17 protein-coding genes are annotated in these 17,915 nt (G+C 69.3%); 1 reads left to right on the top strand and 16 read right to left on the bottom strand.

Features of this window, described 5'->3' with window-relative positions; genetic code table 11:
- The 5 genes from DJ010_RS06335 to DJ010_RS06315 are packed head-to-tail and all read right to left on the bottom strand — an operon-like array spanning nt 1 to nt 5,010.
- Nucleotides 1-993 (bottom strand): MCE family protein, encoded by a 993-nt coding sequence (locus DJ010_RS06335; RefSeq protein WP_109692787.1) that lies wholly within the window; start codon nt 991-993, stop codon nt 1-3.
- The gene (locus tag DJ010_RS06330; RefSeq protein ID WP_109692786.1) at nt 990-2,078 is read right to left on the bottom strand and encodes an MCE family protein; all 1,089 of its coding nucleotides are present in this window, start codon (nt 2,076-2,078) and stop codon (nt 990-992) included. The genes DJ010_RS06335 and DJ010_RS06330 overlap by 4 nt, the downstream gene beginning before the upstream one ends.
- Nucleotides 2,075-3,388 (bottom strand): MCE family protein, encoded by a 1,314-nt coding sequence (locus DJ010_RS06325; RefSeq protein WP_109692785.1) that lies wholly within the window; start codon nt 3,386-3,388, stop codon nt 2,075-2,077. The genes DJ010_RS06330 and DJ010_RS06325 overlap by 4 nt, the downstream gene beginning before the upstream one ends.
- Nucleotides 3,389-3,395: 7 nt before the next feature.
- Nucleotides 3,396-4,235: an MlaE family ABC transporter permease gene (locus DJ010_RS06320; RefSeq protein ID WP_109692784.1), complete on the bottom strand. Its 840-nt coding sequence runs from the start codon at nt 4,233-4,235 to the stop codon at nt 3,396-3,398.
- A 1-nt stretch (nt 4,236) separates the two neighbouring features.
- Nucleotides 4,237-5,010, bottom strand: coding sequence for an MlaE family ABC transporter permease (locus DJ010_RS06315; RefSeq protein ID WP_109692783.1), 774 nt, complete (start codon nt 5,008-5,010; stop codon nt 4,237-4,239).
- Nucleotides 5,011-5,212: 202 nt separating this feature from the next.
- Here DJ010_RS06315 and DJ010_RS06310 point away from each other — a divergent pair, with 202 nt between their 5' ends.
- Nucleotides 5,213-5,890: an ion channel gene (locus DJ010_RS06310; RefSeq protein WP_245927283.1), complete on the top strand. Its 678-nt coding sequence runs from the start codon at nt 5,213-5,215 to the stop codon at nt 5,888-5,890.
- A 54-nt stretch (nt 5,891-5,944) separates the two neighbouring features.
- Here the strand turns inward: DJ010_RS06310 and uvrB are convergent, their stop codons facing one another.
- Genes uvrB through DJ010_RS06255 form a run of 11 tightly spaced genes read right to left on the bottom strand, consistent with a single transcriptional unit; the run spans nt 5,945 to nt 17,909 of the window.
- Nucleotides 5,945-8,074: an excinuclease ABC subunit UvrB gene (gene uvrB / locus DJ010_RS06305; RefSeq protein ID WP_109692781.1), complete on the bottom strand. Its 2,130-nt coding sequence runs from the start codon at nt 8,072-8,074 to the stop codon at nt 5,945-5,947.
- A gap of 55 nt (nt 8,075-8,129) precedes the next feature.
- Entirely contained in the window at nt 8,130-8,681 is a 552-nt protein-coding gene (locus DJ010_RS06300; protein ID WP_109692780.1) for a carboxymuconolactone decarboxylase family protein, read from the bottom strand.
- Nucleotides 8,678-9,571: an SDR family oxidoreductase gene (locus DJ010_RS06295; protein WP_245927281.1), complete on the bottom strand. Its 894-nt coding sequence runs from the start codon at nt 9,569-9,571 to the stop codon at nt 8,678-8,680. The genes DJ010_RS06300 and DJ010_RS06295 overlap by 4 nt, the downstream gene beginning before the upstream one ends.
- 5 nt (nt 9,572-9,576) lie before the next feature.
- On the bottom strand, nt 9,577-10,842 hold the full coding sequence (locus DJ010_RS06290; protein ID WP_245927280.1) for a phospholipase D-like domain-containing protein: 1,266 nt from the start codon (nt 10,840-10,842) through the stop codon (nt 9,577-9,579).
- A 52-nt stretch (nt 10,843-10,894) separates the two neighbouring features.
- Nucleotides 10,895-11,464, bottom strand: a complete 570-nt coding sequence (locus tag DJ010_RS06285; protein WP_109692779.1) for a hypothetical protein — start codon at nt 11,462-11,464, stop codon at nt 10,895-10,897.
- Nucleotides 11,461-12,549 carry an MlaD family protein gene (locus DJ010_RS06280; protein WP_158282953.1) on the bottom strand — a complete coding sequence of 363 codons (1,089 nt, stop codon included), beginning with the start codon at nt 12,547-12,549 and terminating at the stop codon, nt 11,461-11,463. The genes DJ010_RS06285 and DJ010_RS06280 overlap by 4 nt, the downstream gene beginning before the upstream one ends.
- Nucleotides 12,550-12,561: 12 nt before the next feature.
- Nucleotides 12,562-13,797, bottom strand: a complete 1,236-nt coding sequence (locus DJ010_RS06275; protein WP_109692777.1) for an MCE family protein — start codon at nt 13,795-13,797, stop codon at nt 12,562-12,564.
- The gene (locus DJ010_RS06270) at nt 13,797-14,855 is read right to left on the bottom strand and encodes an MCE family protein (protein WP_109692776.1); all 1,059 of its coding nucleotides are present in this window, start codon (nt 14,853-14,855) and stop codon (nt 13,797-13,799) included. The genes DJ010_RS06275 and DJ010_RS06270 overlap by 1 nt, the downstream gene beginning before the upstream one ends.
- Nucleotides 14,852-15,832: an MCE family protein gene (locus DJ010_RS06265; protein ID WP_109692775.1), complete on the bottom strand. Its 981-nt coding sequence runs from the start codon at nt 15,830-15,832 to the stop codon at nt 14,852-14,854. The genes DJ010_RS06270 and DJ010_RS06265 overlap by 4 nt, the downstream gene beginning before the upstream one ends.
- Nucleotides 15,829-16,869, bottom strand: coding sequence for an MCE family protein (locus DJ010_RS06260; RefSeq protein ID WP_109692774.1), 1,041 nt, complete (start codon nt 16,867-16,869; stop codon nt 15,829-15,831). The genes DJ010_RS06265 and DJ010_RS06260 overlap by 4 nt, the downstream gene beginning before the upstream one ends.
- Nucleotides 16,866-17,909: an MCE family protein gene (locus DJ010_RS06255; protein ID WP_109692773.1), complete on the bottom strand. Its 1,044-nt coding sequence runs from the start codon at nt 17,907-17,909 to the stop codon at nt 16,866-16,868. Before DJ010_RS06255 ends, DJ010_RS06260 begins: the two co-directional genes overlap by 4 nt.
- Nucleotides 17,910-17,915: the final 6 nt, after the last annotated feature.

Here is a 17,915-nt window from a genome sequence, read left to right as displayed (position 1 = left end):
TCACTCCGCGAAGCCCGGGACGAACTCACCGGTGGGGATCGAGGCCAGGTTGACGGCGAGCGCGTCGAACCAGGGGCCGGTGCCGATGATGTTGCTGAGGATCTCGACGTAGGGACCGACCTCGTGGAGCGTCGCCTTGAGCTGGTCCTTCTTGTCCACCAGCACGGCGAGGAGGTCGTCGACCTCCTTCAACGCGGGTCCGATCTGCGCTTCGTTGTCCTTCGCCACCCCCCGCAGCTCGATCGCGAGCGTGCGTGCGTTGACGAGCAGCTCGTGCACGGCCCGCTTGCGCCGCTGGAGCTCCTTGAAGACCAGGTCGCTGCGGCCCATCAGCCGGACGATGTCCTTGCTGCGGTCCTCGAGGACCTGGGTGACCTCCTGCGAGCTCTCGAAGAGCGTCTGGATCTGCTCGTCCCGCTGGGAGACGCTGCGCGACAGGCGGGCGATCCCGTCGAACGCCGCTGCGATCTCGGGCGCGGAGTCGTCCACCGTGCCCGAGACGACGTCGAGGGCCGCTGACAGCTGGTCGGTGTCGATCTCCTCGGTGGTGGTCGTCAGGTCGCCGAACACGCCGACGATGTCGTAGGCGGCCTGGGTGTTCTCGAGCGGGATGGTGGCGCCGGCGTCGAGGTCACCCTCGGCGGAGGGCTGGATGTCGAGGAACTTCTCGCCGAGCAGGTTGAGCACCTCGATCGACGCCGAGGAGTCGGGGCCGAGCTCCACGTCACCGTCGTCGATCTCGAACGAGACGATCACCCGGTCCTTGCTCTCCGGGTCGATCACCACGTCGGTGACCCGGCCGACGCGGATGCCGCCGACCTGCACCATGTTGCCCTTGTGGATGCCGCTGGCGTCACTGAACTCCGCGTGGTACTTGGTGCCGCGGAAACCCGGGAACTTCCCGAGGTTGAAGGTGGCAGCGGACACGACGGCGACCAGGACCAACGTGATGATCCCGAGTCGCATGACCCGCCGGTCGTTCCGGACGTTCATCGGTCCTGACACCTCTCCACGGTCGACTTGAACTCGAACTTGGAGAAGAGCTGCTCGATCCGGTCGATGATCGGGATCTCGCCCAGCACCGGAAGGTCGAGACGGACCGAGGCGGCGCAGATGTAGTACTGGTACCAGGAGCCGTAGGTGCCGGTGCGGATCTGGTCCGACATCACCTCCGGCATCCGGTCGAGCAGGTCGACGATCTCCGCCCGCTGGTCCGGTCGGTTGAGGAGCTTGGCGAGGTCGTGCAGGGCGGTGATGTCGCGCTTCAGCAGCGGCCGGCCGCGGCGCAGCAGGTCGGCCACCTCGACGGTCAGCGCCGAGATGTTGTCGAGCGAGCCGCCGATCGTCTCGCGGTCACGGGCGAGGTCGGTCATCCAGTCCTTGAGCTCGATGACCAGGCTGCTCAGCTGCTTGTGGCGGCGGTTCACGGTGTCGAGGGTCTCGCTGAGGTTGGTGACGACCTCACCGATGAGCTGGTCCCGGTCGGCGAGCGCCGTCGTGAGCGACGCGGTGTGCTCGAGGAGGCCCCGGACCGTGCCGCCCTCCCCCTGGAGGACCTGGACCAGGTTGAGGCTCAGCTCGTTGACCTGCTCCGGCGTCAGTGCCTGGAACAGCGGCTTGAACCCGTCGAACAGCACGGTCAGGTCGAGGGACGGGCTGGTGCGCTGGACCGGGATGGTGTCGCCCTCGTCGAGCACCTCGGCGTCGTCGGCGCCGGCACCCTCCTCGAGCGCCAGGTAGCGGTCACCGACCAGGTTGAGGAACCGGATCTCGGCCGTGGAGACGGTCGTCAGGTCGATCTCGTCGTCGATCCGGAAGGTCACCTTCGCCATCGACCGCTCGTAGTGCTCGACCTTCTTGACCTCGCCGACGCTGACGCCCGCGACGCGGACGTCGTCGCCCTTCTCGAGGGTGCTCGCGTTGGTGAAGATCGCCGAGTAGGTGCGGCCACCGCCCAGGCCGATGTTGCCCATGATCACGACGAGCAGGCCGGTGACCAGCACCGAGACGACCGTGAAGAAGCCCAGCTTGATGAGAGCCGAGTAGAAGACGATGTTGCGGTTGTGGGCCGACGTCATCCCGCGCTCGCCCCCTGTCGCACGACCGGGCCGTAGAGCAGCGAGCCGAGGGCGCCGTACTCGTCGGGCGGGGTGCCGGTGCGGTCCGCCAGCATGGCGTTGACGACCTGCTGGTCGCCCTGGCTGCCGGCGAAGCCGCTGGTCAGGTCGATGTCGGGGAGCACCCCGAAGTTGGGGATCGGGCTGGTCGGCGGGTTCTCGTCGATGTCGCTGCCGTTGTCGAGCGGGACCCGGTCGCCGGGCACCTTGAACTTCGGCAGACCCAGGCACCACGGACCGTGGCCGACCTCGCCGTACTCCATCAGGTCGTCCTCGTCGAAGACACGGAACTGCGCGTTCCCGAACTCGAAGTACTGCTTGACCACGTTGCCCTCGAACGTCTTCGACAGGATCGGGGCGTACGCCGCCGCGCCCTTGATCAGGCAGGGCAGCTGGGGCGAGTAGGTGTCGAGCAGGGCGAGCACCGGCTCGGTCACCCGCCCCATCTCGATCATGTTCTGCTCGTTGTTGCGCAGGATCCGCGTCGACGTCCGTGCCAGACCGGCGAGATCGGCGAAGAACACGTCGAGGTCGGCAGCCTTCTCGCTGATCGTCCGGCTCGTCACGGTGACGTTGTCGAGCGTGTCGAGCAGGTCGGGGGCTGCGAGGTCGTAGGCGTCGGCGACCTCGGCCAGCGCGATCAGGTCCTCCCGCAGCGTCGGCAGGTGGTCGTCGATGACCGACAGGTAGCTGCCCAGCTGGTCCATCGTCGTGCCGAGCTGCTCGCCCCTGCCCTCCAGCGCCGTCGCCAGCGCGTTGAGGGTGGCGTTGAGGTCGGCAGGGCGGACCGCGCGCAGCAGGGGGAACAGGTCGGCGAGGATCTGGCTGAGCTCGACGTTGGTGTCGACCCGATCGGCGGGGATCACGTCGCCGTCCTCGATCGGATCGGCCGAGGGATTCCGCGGCCGGACGAACGAGACGAACTTCTGGCCGAACAGCGTGGTCGGAAGGATCTCGACCTCGACGTTGTCGGGAATCTCCTTCGCCGCCTCCGGGTCGAGCGCGATCTTGATCTCGGCGTCCTCGCCGTCCTGGCCGATCTCGCGGACCTGGCCGACGAGGGCACCGTTGAGCCGGACGTCACCGAACTTCGCGAGCTGCAGGCCCGCCCGGTCGGCCTTGACCGTCACCATCGTGTTGCGCTCGAAGTCCTTGTTGTAGATCGCGATCGACAGGTAGACGAGGATCGCGATCGTCACCAGGAAGCCGATGCCGGCGACGAGCAGCCGGTTGTGCTCCTTGGCGGAGTCGTGGTGGATGTTGACGAGCATCGGCGGTTTACCCCGTGATCCGCACGGTCGTGGTGGAGCCCCAGATGGCGAAGCTGAGGAAGAAGTCGGCAACGACGATCGTCACGATGCTGGTGCGGATCGCCCGGCCCACGGCCCGGCCCACGCCGGCGGGACCACCCGAGGCCGTGTAGCCGTAGTAGCAGTGGATGAGGATGACCGCGACCGCCAGGAACAGCAGCTTGCCGAACGACCAGAGCATGTCGATCGGTGGCAGGAACTGCAGGAAGTAGTGGTCGTAGGTGCCGGCGGACTGGCCGTAGATGTAGACGACGATGAGTCGTGGCGAGAGGTACGACGCGCACAGCGCCACGATGTAGAGCGGGATCACGGCGACGAACGCCGCGATGATGCGCGTCGTCACCAGGAACGGCAGCGACGGGACCGCCATCACCTCGAGGGCGTCGATCTCCTCGGAGATCCGCATCGCGCCCAGGCGGGCGGTGTAGCCGCAACCGACCGTGGCGGCGAGTGCGATCGCCGAGACCAGGGGCGCCACCTCGCGCGTGTTGAAGTAGGCGGAGATGAAGGCGCTGAACTTGGCCACGCCGATCTGGCTCAACGATGCGTAGCCCTGGAGACCGACCTCGGTGCCGGCGAAGAACGACATGAACGCGATGACGCCGACCGAGCCCGCGATGACGCTCAGTCCGCCCGCGCCGAAGGCGACCTCGGCCAGGGTGTTGGTGATCTCGCGGGGGTAGCGCTTGATCGCGGCGGGCACCCAGACGATCGCCTTGACGTAGAACAGCAGCTGGTCGCCGTACTGCTCCAGGGAGCGGCGGCGCGCCTGGAGGGCGTCGCCCGCGAGCTCGGAAACAACTGCCATGTCAGAGCCCCACCGGAGGAACGACCTGGAAGTAGATCGCGGAGATCACCGCGTTGAGGAAGAACAGCAGCATGAACGCGACGATGACCGACTCGTTCACCGCGCGGCCGACGCCGAGAGGCCCACCGCCGGCGTTGAGGCCCTTGTAGGCCCCCACGATCGCGGCCAGGAAGCCGAAGATGATCGCCTTGATCATGGCGATGTAGAGGTCGGGCAGCGAGGCGAGCGCCGTGAAGGAGGAGAGGAACGCTCCGGCCGAGCCGTCCTGCACGATGACGGTGAAGAAGTAGCCGCCCCCGATGCCGGCGGCGATCACGATGCCGTTGATCATGGCGGCGACGAACATGGTCGCGACGACCCGAGGCGCGACGAGCCGCTCGAGCGGGTCGATGCCGAGCACCTCCATCGCGTCGATCTCCTCGCGGATCCTGCGCGCGCCGAGGTCGGAGCAGATGGCGGAGCCGGCGGCACCGGCGATGATCATCGCCGCGGCGATCGGCGCGGCCTCGCGGACCGTCGCCAGCACCGCGGTGGCACCGGCGAAGGACTGGGCGCCGAGCTGACCGGTGAGGTTCCCGACCTGCAGCGAGATGACGGCGCCGAAGGGGATCGAGACCAGGATCGTCGGCATCAGCGTCACGCTGGTGATGAACCAGGCCTGCTCGATGAACTCGCGAAACTGGAACGGCTTGGTGAAGATCCGCTTGGTGACCTCGACGGTCATGACCGCCATCTCGCCGGGTCCACGGATGACCGAAGCAGCGCTGAACGCCAACCCGGTCACCTCCCCCGCCTGACTGACACCATGTCGCAGCAATACTAGAACGTGTTCTCGTTACGTGGTCAACGAACCATACTGTGACCCGTTACACATGTCACCAACGAGTCCGGACCGCGGTGTGTCACGCTATCGGGTCAAATGTCCTGAACGTGTCCGATCCGATAATCACGGATGTTCCGTCGTACAGTTCCGCTCCGTGGCCCCACCCGACGCCGTCCGCACCGTCGCCCGGCACCCATCCGCCGTCCTGCTGGTCGCCCAGCTGGTCGTGGTGCTCGCCTACCCGTTCCTCGACGGAACCACAGCGGGCCGCGCGGTCGTCGGCGTGGTCCAGATGTGCGTGGTGCTCATCGCGGCCTGGGCGGTCCGCTACACGCCGGTCCTGAGCTGGGTCGCGGTGGTGCTCGGCCTGCCGGCGATGGTCTTCGCCGTCCTGGAGGCCGTGACCAGGGACTCCGACGCGGTCGTCATCGCCTCGGCGGCCTTCCACGTGCCGTTCTACCTGTTCGTCTCCTACGCGATGATCCGCTACCTGTTCCACGACGACGTCGTCACCCGCGACGAGCTCTACGCCGTCGGCGCCGCGTTCACCGTGGTCGCGTGGGCGTTCGCCTACCTCTACGCCGCCGCCCAGGCGATCTGGCCGGGCTCTTTCGTCGGCTACGGCGCCGACGTCGCCGCCGACCAGGAGTGGTTCGAGCTGCTCTACCTCTCCTTCACCACGCTCACCAGCGTCGGCCTCTCCGACGTCTACCCCGTCCACGACCACGCCCGTTCGCTGGTCATGGTCGAGCAGGTCGCCGGCGTCCTCTACGTCGCCCTCGTGATCGCCCGGCTGGTCGGGCTGAGCCACCTGCGCAAGATCAAGAAATGAGCGCGAGCTCGCGCCGGGTCGGCTGGCCCTGCGTGCGAGTTTGCGACGGGTCGGCTATTTCGTTGCTTCCACCATCTGACGGAGCTCCTTGCGGAGCTCGTTGATCTCGTCGCGGAGGCGGGCGGCGAGCTCGAACTGGAGCTCCGCGGCGGCGCCCTTCATCTGGTCGGTCAGGTCCTGGATGAGGGCGGCGAGGTCGGAGCTGGGGAGGCCTGCCAGCTCGGCGGCGTGCTCGCCCGCGGCGCGCTCGCCCAGGGTCGGGACCGGCGCCTTGCGGCCCTTGACCCCGCCGGCGCGGCCCTTGACGCCGACGTCGGCCCACGTCTGGAGCAGCTCCTGGGTGGTCTCGTCCTCGCGGGCGAGCATCTCGGTGATGTCGGCGATCTTCTTACGCAGCGGCTGCGGGTCGACGCCGTGGGCCTTGTTGTAGGCGATCTGCTTCTCGCGGCGCCGGTTGGTCTCGTCGACGGCGGACTCCATCGAGGGGGTGATCCGGTCGGCGTACATGTGCACCTGGCCGGACACGTTGCGCGCCGCGCGGCCGATGGTCTGGATGAGCGACTTGTCGGACCGGAGGAAGCCCTCCTTGTCGGCGTCGAGGATCGACACCAGGGAGACCTCGGGCAGGTCGAGGCCCTCGCGCAGCAGGTTGATGCCGACGAGGACGTCGTAGGCGCCCAGGCGGAGGTCGCGGAGCAGCTCGATGCGCTTGAGCGTGTCGACCTCGGAGTGGAGGTAGCGGGTGCGGATGCCGGCGTCGAGCAGGTAGTCGGTGAGGTCCTCCGACATCTTCTTGGTCAGCGTCGTCACCAGGACCCGCTCGTTGCGCTCGGTGCGCAGCCGGATCTCGTGGATCAGGTCGTCGATCTGGCCCTTCGTCGGCTTGATGACCACCTCGGGGTCGATCAGGCCGGTCGGACGGATGATCTGCTCGACCACGTCGCCCTGGACCTTGTCGAGCTCGTAGTCGCCCGGGGTCGCCGACAGGTAGATCGTCTGGCCGATCCGGTCGAGGAACTCCTCCCAGCGCAGCGGCCGGTTGTCCATCGCGCTCGGCAACCGGAAGCCGTGCTCGACCAGGTTGCGCTTGCGGGACATGTCGCCCTCGTACATGCCACCGATCTGCGGAACGGCGACGTGGGACTCGTCGACGACGAGCAGGAAGTCCTCGGGGAAGTAGTCGAGGAGGCAGTTCGGCGCCGAGCCGCGGCTGCGGCCGTCGATGTGCATCGAGTAGTTCTCGATGCCCGAGCAGGTGCCGATCTGGCGCATCATCTCGATGTCGTAGGTCGTACGCATGCTCAGCCGCTGCGCCTCGAGCATCTTGCCCTGGCGCTCGAACGTCGCCAGCTGCTCGGCCAGCTCCTCCTCGATCCCGCGGATCGCCCGCTCCATCCGCTGCGGGCCGGCGACGTAGTGGCTGGCCGGGAAGACGTAGAGCTCCTTGTCCTCGGTCAGCACCTCCCCCGTCACCGGGTGGAGCGTCATCAGCCGTTCGATCTCGTCTCCGAAGAACTCGATGCGGACCGCCATCTCCTCGTAGACCGGGAAGATCTCGAGGGTGTCGCCCCGCACCCGGAAGGTGCCGCGGGTGAACGACAGGTCGTTGCGGGTGTACTGGATCTCGACCAGCCGCCGCAGCACCGTGTCGCGGTCGTGCTCCTCCCCCACCCGGAGCCGCACCATGCGGTCGACGTACTCCTGCGGGGTGCCGAGGCCGTAGATGCAGGACACCGTCGACACCACGATCACGTCGCGCCGGGTCAACAGGCTGTTGGTGGCCGAGTGCCGCAGCCGCTCGACCTCCTCGTTGATCGAGCTGTCCTTCTCGATGTAGGTGTCGGTCTGCGGGACGTAGGCCTCGGGCTGGTAGTAGTCGTAGTAGGAGACGAAGTACTCGACCGCGTTGTTGGGGAACAGCTGGCGCAGCTCGTTGGCGAACTGGGCGGCCAGCGTCTTGTTGGGCTGCATGACGAGGATCGGCCGCTGCACCTGCTCGGCGACCCAGGCCACGGTCGCGGTCTTGCCGGTGCCGGTGGCGCCGAGCAGCACGACGTCCTGGCTGCCGTCCTGGATCCGGCGCGTGATCTCCGCGATGGCCGCCGGCTGGTCGCCGGAGGGCTGGTAGTCGGACTCCACCTTGAACGGGGCGACGCGACGCTCGAGGTCGGTGATCGGGCGCATGCTACGAGCGTACGAGCCCGCGCCGACAGTCCCTACCCGTCGGGCTCGCCCGACGTCACCTGCGAGGTCGGTCCGGGACCACGCGGAGGGTCCGAAGAGCGGTCGCGAGCATCCGGTAGTGACCCACCAGCATGACGATCTCGATGGCCTCGCGCTCGTCGAAGTCCGCGCGGAGGGCGGCCCACGACTCGTCGGTCAGGTCCTCGGTCGCCACCAGCTCGTCGGTCGCCGCCAGGAGCAAGCGGTCGCGTCCGGTCCAGCCGTCCAGCCCACCCGCCTCGACCCGCGCGATCTCGTCGGGGCTGAGTCCGGCGCGCCGCCCGAGCCGACGGTGCTGGGTCAGCTCGTAGTCCGACGCGCACGTGGCCGCGACCCGGAGGATCACCATCTCGGACCGCCGCCGCGGCAGCCTGCCGCCCGGCATCAGCCGGCCGGCGAAGTGCAGCCAGCCCCAGAACAGGCCGCGGTTGCGTCCCAGCGTCCGGAACACCGCGGGCGGCTCGGTCCCGGTCACCCGGCCGGCGATCGCGGCGAACGCGGCAACCGCCGGCCCGGTCTCACGCCAGGTGCCGGGCGCGACGCGGGGTGTGCCCGACTGCTCCGTCACGACAGGTCCGATCGCCGGGCGTCGTCGACGGCCGGCAGCACCCGGTGGGCACCCCAGCTGAAGATCCGCATCGCGACCGCGTAGCCCGGCGGGAAGTAGCGCTGGAGCAGGTGGACGAGCCGGATGTCGGCGGATGTGTAGACCCAGTACTTGTTGCGCTTCACGCCCTTCCAGATCGCCTCGGCGGCCTTCTCGGGCGAGACGGCGTGCCGTTGGAAACCCTTGCGGGCGCGGCGGAACCGTCGGTCGTTCGCGTCGACGCCGGCGATGCGGATGGTCTGCACCAGCCCGGTGTCGACGCCCCCGGGCGCCACGAGGGTGACGCCGATCCGGTGCCGCCGCAGGTCGTAGCGCAGCACCTCGGAGATCCCGCGCAGGCCGAACTTGGTCGCGCTGTAGGCGGCGTGCCAGGGCATGGCGATGATGCCGGCCGCCGAGGAGACGTTGACCAGCTGGCCGCCCCGACCGGACTCGATCATCGGCGGGACGAGCTCCTCGATGACGTGGATCGGGCCCATCAGGTTCACCTCGACGAGCGAGCGCCAGTGCTCGTGCTCCAGGCCCCGCACCGTCCCCCAGATCGCGATGCCGGCCACGTTGAGGACGACGTGCATGGCGCCGGAGGTCTCGGTGACGAGCTTGGCGAGCCGTCGTACGGCGTCGAGGTCGGTGATGTCCGCCGGCTCGGCGACCGCCACCGTGCCACCGGCCGCGACCGCCTCGTCGGCGACCGTGGCCAGCAGCTCACCCTGGATGTCGGTGAGGTGGAGCACGGCACCCTCGCGCGCCGCCTGGAGCGCGACCGCCCGTCCGATCCCGCTGGCGGCCCCGGTGACGAAGACGTTCTTGCCGGCGAGGTCGCGGACGGGTGGCCTCATGATCGGGAGCACCCGCCTCAGAGTAGTGGCCGGAGCGGCGAGAGGAAGGCCTCGGTGAACTTGCGGTGGAGGTCGCGGGCCTCCCACTCCTCGCTCGTGAGCTCGAGGCAGTTCGACTGGTCGACGAGGAAGATCTCCTCCAGCTGCTTCGCGAGCTCCTGGTCGATGGCCTCGAGGTTGATCTCGTAGTTGCCCTGCAGGCTGAGCCGGTCGATGTTCGCCGTGCCGACGGTGCACCAGGTGCCGTCGACCGTCGCGGTCTTGGCGTGGACCATCGCGTCACGGAACCGCAGCACCCGGACGCCGGCGTCGAGCAGCTGGGTGAAGTAACCGCGGGAGATCCAGTCGGCGACGATGTGGTTGGACTTCAGCGGCAGCAGCAGTCGCACGTCGACGCCCCGGCGCGAGGCGTCCTTGAGGGCATCGACGAAGTCCTGGTCGGGCAGGAAGTAGGCCTGGGTCAGCCAGATGTTCCGGCTCGCACGGTTGATCGCCTCGAGGTACATGCCGCGGATCGGGAAGACCCACAGCCGCGGCACGTTGCGCTGGAAGCGGATGCTCGGCTCCCAGGTCGACGCCGTCTCGAGCAGCAGGGGGCGCTCGGAGGCCCGCAGCCGCCGCCGGCGGTTGAGGTTCCAGAAGTCGGCGAACGCCCGCTTGAGGTCCCACACGGCCGGGCCGGTCACCCGGACGTGGGTGTCGCGCCACTCGGTCTCGTAGGCCGATCCGATGTTGTAGCCGCCGATGAACCCGGTGTGGTCGTCGACCACGAGGATCTTGCGGTGGTCGCGGCCGTAGCGGCGCAGGTCGAAGAACCGCCACCCGGCTGCGTAGACCGGGTAGCGCAGGACCTTCATCGAGGTGGGGAACCGCTTGAAGGAGGGCGACACCACCAGGTTCGCGAAGCCGTCGTAGATGCAGTAGACCTCCACTCCGCGGTCGGCGGCGGCCGCCAGGGCCCGCTTGAAGCGCTCGCCGGTGGCGTCGCCCTTCCAGATGTAGGTCTCGAAGAGGATCTGCCGCTCGGCGCCGTCGATCGCCGCGATCATGTCGTCGTAGAGGTCGCGGCCGAAGGTGTAGGTCGTGACCTCGCCGTCGCCGACGGCGACCGTCTCCGGCTCCCGGGTCGGGAACGGCTTCGGCTTCTTGCCGCGACGCCGGTAGGAGTCGACCAGGGACATCGTGACCGCGAGCCCGACCTGGACGCCGAGGACCGTCAGCAGCACCCGGCGCAGGAGCCGTGAGAGCCCCAGCCCGCCCCGCTCGATCGCCCGCCGTCCCACGGCAGTCAATCTAGTGGGCGGGGGCACGCGGGCCGTGCCCCGACCCGCCAGGTCACGACGGCGGCGGCACGGAGACGATGTCGACCTTGTCGATGAGCCAGCCGTCCCCGTCGCGCGACATCGACAGCGAGGCCCACTGCTCGGCCAGCACACCGTCCTTGTTCTCGACGTCGGTCAGCGTCTGCCGGATGAACGCCAGCACCTCGACGTGGTCCTCGTCGACCTGGTCGTACGCCGACTGCACGACCTCGCCGTCCGCGGCGGCCTTCGTCCTGCGGATCACCTTGGTGAGCCTCGGGATGATCGAGTCTTCGTACTCGCTCCGCAGCTCGTCGTCGCCGAGGTAGCGCGTCCATTCGTACTCGTCCTCGATCTCGCGGTGGTCGAAGGAGATCATCTCCCCGAGGATCCGCTCCGCCTCCGCCTGGGCGTCCGGGCCCGCGGCGTACGAGGCCTTGGTCTCCTCCAGCTCCTCGTCGGCGCTGCTCTTGCCCTGGACCAGCCACACCACGACGACCCAGGTCGCGACCAGCACCCCGACGAGGACGATGACGAGGAGCCGGTAGAGCTTCTCGCGGTCCTCGCCCCCGGTGCCGGGGGCGCCGACCCTGGTGACGCTCATCGGACCGGCCCCGGGGCGTGCGCCGCGCCGCGCTGCAGGCGGTCGAAGGAGGCCGGGCAGCGGCCGCCGGGCTGGAAGGCGTGCCGCTCGGGGTCGTAGGGCTGGTGGTGGGGCGTCCCGTAGCTGCAGCGGGCGGTGTGCTGGCCGATCAGCTCGATGCGCAGCCGCCCGCCCTTGAGCACGGCGACGAGCGCGCCCAGGCCGCGGGAGTACACCTGGAGCAGCGTCCGGAGGTGCGGCTCGTAGGCCATGACGACGTCGGTGAAGCTGACGCCGGTGTCGAGGAAGCCGGGCAGCACCTCCTCGGCGTCGCGGACCAGGTCGGTGAGTGCCTCGATCTGCTCCGGCGCACGGTCGAGCACCTGCTGCCACTCCGGGTCGTAGCTGCGGAGGAACGCCGCGAACTGCTTGGCCTTGACGCCGAGCGTGCGCAGGCTCCCCCGGTTGTCGCTGACGATGCGCAGCACCTCACCGGAGCTGTCGATCACCCGGTCGGTCTCGGGCCAGACCGCGTCGAGGGTCGCGAGCAGGTCGGTGCCCTGGTCGAGGATCCGGCCGAGGTCGTCGCCGGTGCCGGCGAGGGCCGTGCTGAGCTCGCCGAGCACGATGCGCAACTTCCTGTCGTCGATCTGGCGGAGCACCGCACTGACCGCGACGACGGTCTCGCTCAGGCTCTCCGGCAGGTCCGTGGACTCCGCTCCGATCGTGTCACCGCTCTCCAGGTAGGGCCCGTCGGTGTCGTCGGGCTGGAAGTCGAGGTACTGCTCGCCGACCGGCGAGAGGCTGCGGACCCGGGCGAGCGAGTCGGCAGGGATGTCGGTCCCGGCGCTCAGGCGGATGGTCGCGGTGACACCCTCGTCGGTGGGCACGATCTCGGTGACCTTGCCGACCTTCACACCACGATAGGTGACGACCGAGCCCTCGAAGAGGCCGCCGGTCTGCTCGAGCTCGACCTCGACGGTGATCGGCCGCTCGGTCAGCGGCTGGTCGAGCACGGCCGCGAAGAGGTAGGCGATCGCCACCAGGAAGACGAGGACGATGCCCACGGCGCTCAGGTAGAGCTTGTCGGTCACGATGTTGCGCACGTTCGGCATCCCTCAGGCACCTCCCCCGAGCAGCTCGTCCAGCACGCCGTCGAGCGACAGCGGGAGCAACAGGTCGTCGCCGACGGGCCCCCTGCCCGGCCGCTCCGTGCCGTCGCCCTGCTCGCCCTCGTCCCTGGTGGTGCCGGGGTCGGAGGTCGGGCGCGGGAGGAGGCCGCTGAGGCCGCCCAGCAGGTCGTCGAGCCCGAGGGCGTCCAGCACGTCCCCGAGCGGGGCGGTGATGCCGAGCAGGTCGAGGATGCCCTGGAGACCAGGGATGTTGCCGACCTTGAACTCGTCGAGGTGCAGGTCGAGCGAGATCGAGCCGTAGTCGCCGGGTACGACGCCGCGCAGGGCGTCGGCGGCCGAGGTGAGGCTGCGCAACATGTCCTTGAACCGGCCCCTGTTCGACGCGAGCTCGGCCAGGACCGGCTCGGTCTCGGCGAGGAGCGCGAAGAGCTGCGACCGAGTGGCGCGCACCGTGTCGTCGGCGGCACTGGCGAAGCGCCGGACCGCTTCGAGCAGGCCGGTCAGCTCCGGTGTCGCCCGGCGCAGCACGGCTGCTGCAGGCCGGATCTCCCTCATCGCGCGGTTGATGACGTCCTGACGGGCGTCGAGCGTTCCCGACAACGAGTCGAGCGAGGTGAGCACGGCGTCGATGCTGGCCGTCGTCGCGTTGGCCTGGGTGAGGAACGTCGCCGACTGCTCCAGCAGCAGCCGGACGTCGGCCTCGTTGCCGTTGAGAGCCGTGTTGAGCTCCTCGGTGATCGTCTGCAGCTGGTCGAGGCCACCGCCGTTGATGAGGAGGGACGCCTGCGCCAGTGCGTCCTCGACGGTCGGCGCGGTCTCGGTCTCGGCGAGCCCGAGGGTGGTCCCGTCGTCCAGGTCGGCGCCCTCGGCGGGATTGGTCACGTCGACGAACAGCTCTCCCAGCGGGGTGGTGTAGCGGAGTCGCGCGGTCGCCCCCTCGTGCAGCTCGGCGTCCGTGCGGACCTCCATCGTGACGACGGCGGTGTAGTCGTCGATGCCGATCGACTTCACCTTGCCGCTGTCGACGCCGTTGACCTTGACCGGGGCGCCCTCGGCGAGGTTGAGCGCCTCGTCGAACTCCGCCTTGATCTCGATCGTGTCGCCGGAGACGCCGGTGCCGGGGATCGGCAGGTCGCGCATGGTGGTCGAGCAGCCCGCGGCCGCTGCCAGCACGCCGAGCGCCACCACCGTCGCGGCGCCGGTCCTGGTGCGACTGGTCATCAGCGGCCCCCCGTCGGGTCGCTGCCGATCAGCGCGCAGATCGCCGGCGGGAGCCGGTCGCAGACGTCCTGGAGGATCCCGCCGAGGGACGTGAGGACCAGCGGGTCGAAGACGACCGGGATCCGGTCGCCGGACTGGGCGCGGTCGAGGTTCTGCAGCGCGAGCGGCAGCACCTGGAGGATCTCGGTGAGCGACCGCTGCTTCTCGAGGATCGTCCTCATCACCCGGGTCGACCCGTTGAGCGCCTCCACGATCTGCGCCCGGTTGTCGACCGCGAACTCGGCGACGACCGTGACCGCGTCGTCGAGCGACCGGAGGGCGGCGCGGAAGTTCTCCCGCTCGTCGGCCAGCAGGTCGGCCGCCTCGGCGACCTGCTGGATGAACGTCCGCGCCGTCTCCTTGTTGGTCTCCACGGCGGCCAGGAGGACGTCGAGCGAGCGGAGGGTAGAGGCGATGTTGTCGCGCTGGGCATGGATGCCGTTGATGCCCTCCTGCAGCGCGTGGACGGTCTGGTTCATCAGTGGCCCGTTGCCCTTGAGGGTCTTGGTGCCGGCGTTGATGAAGCGGCGGATCGCGTTGGTCGCCTTCTTCGACCCGGCGATGCCTGTCGCGAACTCGTTGAGCGACGCGAGGACCTGGTCGAAGTCGACCGGGGTCCGCGTGCGCTCGATCCCGATCTCGTCGCCGTCCTCCATCTTCGGTCCCTCGGAGTAGACCGGTGTCAGCTCGACGTAGCGGTCGGTCGCCACCGACCGGGCGACCACGACGGCGCCGGCGTCGGCCGGGACGTCGTACTCGTCGTCGACCTCCAGGGTCACCTCGACCTGGTCGCCCTGCGGCTCGATCTTCGTGACCTTCCCGACGGTGACGCCCAGGATGCCGACGTCGTTGCCGACGAACAGGCCGGCGGAGTCCTCGAAGTGGACGGTGACCTCCATCGTCCCGCCGCCGCCGACCGGCAGGGAGGAGCAGGAGCCTGTCAGCAGCAGCACGACCACCATCAGCGCCAGGCCGAGCGCGCGGGCGGCACGCGTCGTAGGGCGGGGCTGCGCCCTCATCGGCAGTCCCTCCTCATCCGGCACGCCACGTCGTCGGCCGGGAGGGCCGGTTCGTGGGCGAACAGGTCGACCCACGGCCCGTTGCCGGCGGCGTTGGCGACGTAGCGGGCGGCGGGCGCCATCACGTCGAGCACGTGCTGGAGCTCGTCGTCCTGCTGGTTGAGGAAGGCGATGACCTCGTTGAGGTCGCGCAGCGCTGGCTGCAGCTTGCCCCTGGTCGACTCCACGATCGACTCGAGCGCCCGGGCCAGCTCCGTGGTCTCGACGAGCAGCCGGTGGATCGCCTGCCGCCGGCTGGTGACCTCGGCGACGACCAGGTTGGTCTGCTTCATCATCTCGATGATGTCGGCGTTGCTGGCGGCGAGCTGGTCGGTGACGCTGCGGGCAGCGGTGAGGAGCGCCCCGACCTGGTCGGAGCGGCTCGCGACCGACTCCGACAGCCGCGCCACGCCCTCGAGGGCGGGCCGGATCTCCTCCTGGGTCGCACCGAGGGTGCTGGCGAACTGGGTGAGCGACTCCGCGAGCAGCTCGGGATCCAGCTCCTCCAGCGCGCCGGCTCCGCTCTCGATCACGTCCTGGAGGTTGTAGGGCACCGAGGTCCGCTCGACCGGGATGGTGCCGTCGGCGAGCTCGCCGGCGCCGGACGGGTCGACCTCGAGGTAGTGGGTGCCGAGGAGGGTCGCGACCTTCACGGTCGCCTCGGTGCGCGAGCCGAGCTCGATGTCGCTGTCGAGGGCGAACTCGACGACCACCCGGTCCTCCTCGAGCTCGATGGCGGTCACCTCACCCTTGGTGACGCCGTGGACCTGCACCGACTCGCCGGCACGCAGTCCGCCGGTGTGCTCGAGCACCGCGGTGTACGACGTGGTGCCGAAGTTGGCGAGGCTGAGGAACAGCACGACCCCACCGAGGAGGCCGAGCAGCGCGATCGCGACCAGTCCGACCTTGAACGGGTCCCGGGCGTTCATCGGCTTCATCGGCACACCTCCGCCCACGGTCCGTTGCCGCCGGCGGGGTTGACCTCCAGGCTGCCGATCTTGATGGCGAACGAGCACAGGTAGACGTTGAGCGCGTTCTCGTAGGACCCGATCCGGCCCAGCGACTCGAAGATAGTGCCGAACGCGGCGATCGAGTCCTCGAGCTCGGTGCGGGAGTCGGCGAACATCGCCGCCACGGCCGCCAACCGGTCCGTGGTGCGGGTCATCGGCACCTTGACGTCCTGCAGCAGGTCGCTGGTCGCGCCGACCAGCGAGCCGATGCTGTCGATCGAGCCCCCGATCGCCTTGCGGTCACGGGCCAGACCGGTCATCAGCCGCTTCAGCTCGACCACCGTCGCCTGGAGCTCGCCGCCCTGGCCGGCCAGGTTCTCGAGGACCGGCGTCAGGTTGGTCATCACCTCGCCGATCACCTCGTCGCGGTCGGCGAGGAACGTGGTCAGCTCCGCGGTCTGGCCGAGCAGGCCCTCGATCGTGCCCCCCTCGCCCTGGAGGACCTTGATCATCGACGTCGCGAGCTGGTTGACGTCACCGGGCTGGAGGATCTCGAAGAGCGGCCGGAAGCCGTTGAGCAGCTCGGTGAGGTCGAAGCCCGGGCTGGTCCGCCACCGGTCCCGGGCGGGTCCGTGGTCGACGAACATCGGGATGGTGGTGCCGTCCGCCAGCTCCTCACCCCGCGGACCCTCCTGCTGCAGCTGGAGGTAGCGCTGTCCGAGCAGGTTCTGGTAGCGCATGATGACGCGGGTGGTGTCGTAGATCTTCTGCTCCTCGACGAGCTCGAAGTCGACCATGGCGCCGTCGTCGGTCGTCTCGATCGCCGTCACCCGGCCGACCCGCACCCCGGCTGCCTTCACGTCGTCGCCGACCGCGAGCCCGCTGACGTCCGAGAACTCCGCACTGAAGGCGACCTTGTCGCCGGAGAGACCGTTGAGCATGGTGTTGGCCAGGATCACCAGCAGCACGATGCTGACGATCGTGAACGCCGCCACCTTGGCCGCGACCGCCCTGATGCCGGTCATCGGTCGCCTCCCACCATCGAGCTGAAGCTCGTGCGGAACGAGGGGCGGTCGCCCGCGCCGTAGTACGGCGGCAGGTCGGTGTTGAGCACCGCGTCGGACTGGATGAAGCCCTGCTTGATGACGGTGGGGAGGGCCTTGCCGAGAGCGGCGTTGATCGTCATGGCGTCGGTGATGCCGGCCCGCCGGTTGTCGTAGAGGACGTCGACGAAGCCGCCCATGCCCCGGATCCAGCGCACCAGCCGCTGCTCGTTGCGCGACAGGAACTCCGTCGAGCGGTCGGCCAGGGCGGTGCCCCCCGTGAGCAACGACGTGAGCGCGGCCTCCTGCTGGATCAGGCTGTCGGCGAAGACGAGCCCGTCCTCGGTGGCGTCGAGGAGGTCGGGCGCCACCTCGTCGACGACCGCGACCGTGGTCGCGAGCGCCTCGAGGTCGGCCCGCACGGCCGGCATCCGCGGGTTGAGCCGGGCCAGGTAGGAGTTCAAGGTGTCGACCGTCGTGGCCAGCTGGTCGCCGCGACCGTCGAGCGCCTGCGACGCCGAGCCGATCGCCGAGGCGAGCTCGGCCGGCCCGAGCGCCTTGACCAGGCGGTCGATGTCGTCGAGGGCCTGCTGGAACTCGAGGGTGTCCTGGGTGGTGTCGGCCGCGATGTCGTCGCCGGCCTCGAGGTGGTCGTCGGAGGGCTCGCCGTGGACGACCAGGTCGACGAACGTCGTGCCGAACACGGTCGCGGGCAGGATGCGCGCGACCACGTTGTCCGGGACGAACTCCAGGTCCTCGGGCGACATCTCCATGTCGATGAGCACGCCGCCGGAGTCGTCGCGCTCGATCGAGCTCACCTTGCCGACCAGGACGCCGCCCATCTTGACGTCGGAGCCCTTGCGCAGCGCGCCCCCGGCGTCGGCCACCACCGCCGACACGTGCGGCTTGGCCCCGAAGGTGCCGTTGCTGCGCAGCGAGAGCAGCGCGCCGACCACGGCCAGCGCGACGAGCACGACCAGGCCGCGCCGGGCCAGCGTGTGCCGCGGGGTGTCCCTCGCCATCGTCAG

Origin of the sequence: Nocardioides silvaticus (assembly GCF_003160695.1) — a bacterium.
GTDB classification, from domain to species: Bacteria; Actinomycetota; Actinomycetes; order Propionibacteriales; family Nocardioidaceae; genus Nocardioides; species Nocardioides silvaticus.
The sequence above is the reverse complement of the archived record's forward strand: the minus strand, read 5'-3'. Positions and strand labels throughout refer to the sequence as shown.

What these genes read in the sequence shown, in the direction of transcription:
- DJ010_RS06335 (WP_109692787.1), bottom strand. Translation starts at nt 993, where the DNA reads ATGAACGTCCGGAACGACCGGCGGGTCATGCGACTCGGGATCATCACG.
- DJ010_RS06330 (WP_109692786.1), bottom strand. Translation starts at nt 2,078, where the DNA reads ATGACGTCGGCCCACAACCGCAACATCGTCTTCTACTCGGCTCTCATC.
- DJ010_RS06325 (WP_109692785.1), bottom strand. Translation starts at nt 3,388, where the DNA reads ATGCTCGTCAACATCCACCACGACTCCGCCAAGGAGCACAACCGGCTG.
- DJ010_RS06320 (WP_109692784.1), bottom strand. Translation starts at nt 4,235, where the DNA reads ATGGCAGTTGTTTCCGAGCTCGCGGGCGACGCCCTCCAGGCGCGCCGC.
- uvrB (WP_109692781.1), bottom strand. Translation starts at nt 8,074, where the DNA reads ATGCGCCCGATCACCGACCTCGAGCGTCGCGTCGCCCCGTTCAAGGTG.
- DJ010_RS06285 (WP_109692779.1), bottom strand. Translation starts at nt 11,464, where the DNA reads ATGAGCGTCACCAGGGTCGGCGCCCCCGGCACCGGGGGCGAGGACCGC.
- DJ010_RS06275 (WP_109692777.1), bottom strand. Translation starts at nt 13,797, where the DNA reads ATGACCAGTCGCACCAGGACCGGCGCCGCGACGGTGGTGGCGCTCGGC.
- DJ010_RS06270 (WP_109692776.1), bottom strand. Translation starts at nt 14,855, where the DNA reads ATGAGGGCGCAGCCCCGCCCTACGACGCGTGCCGCCCGCGCGCTCGGC.
- DJ010_RS06265 (WP_109692775.1), bottom strand. Translation starts at nt 15,832, where the DNA reads ATGAAGCCGATGAACGCCCGGGACCCGTTCAAGGTCGGACTGGTCGCG.
- DJ010_RS06260 (WP_109692774.1), bottom strand. Translation starts at nt 16,869, where the DNA reads ATGACCGGCATCAGGGCGGTCGCGGCCAAGGTGGCGGCGTTCACGATC.
- DJ010_RS06255 (WP_109692773.1), bottom strand. Translation starts at nt 17,909, where the DNA reads ATGGCGAGGGACACCCCGCGGCACACGCTGGCCCGGCGCGGCCTGGTC.